This is a genomic window from Morganella sp. HMSC11D09 (assembly GCF_001807955.1).
Taxonomy (GTDB): domain Bacteria; phylum Pseudomonadota; class Gammaproteobacteria; order Enterobacterales; family Enterobacteriaceae; genus Morganella; species Morganella morganii.
Genome location: NZ_KV791688.1, coordinates 93,162 through 93,525, shown reverse-complemented (window position 1 = coordinate 93,525; position 364 = coordinate 93,162). Strand labels below are relative to the sequence as shown.

Below are 364 nucleotides of genomic sequence, written 5' to 3'. Positions count from 1 at the left end.
CCCGCCGCATCCGTGGTGTTCAGTACCGCACCGGTGGTATCAGCCGTAGTCTGTGTGGTGTATTTTTCAGCTGACAGCAAACGCTCCGGATTGCTTTCCGGCCAGTTAACACGGGTAACCGGCTTATCCGCATCTTTCAGCAACTGACGGGTCACCGACAGTGGCACGCCGGTCAGCGCAATGCTGTCCGTCTGCATCAGCCCGGCCGGATCATAATGGTGTGTACAGACCCCCGCCAGGTTTTTTGCTTTCTCCGCCTCACTGCTGCCTGCATACACAAAGCGCTCGGTTACCTGAGCGTTCTGCCCTGCGGTCTGTTCCGTGATACTCAGCGGACGCCCGGCTGAATCCGCACCTTCATACC

1 pseudogene is annotated in these 364 nt (G+C 58.5%); it reads right to left on the bottom strand.

Annotated elements, in window-relative coordinates:
- Window positions 1-364: pseudogene (locus tag HMPREF3119_RS09585) on the bottom strand (RHS repeat protein); the annotation flags it as partial.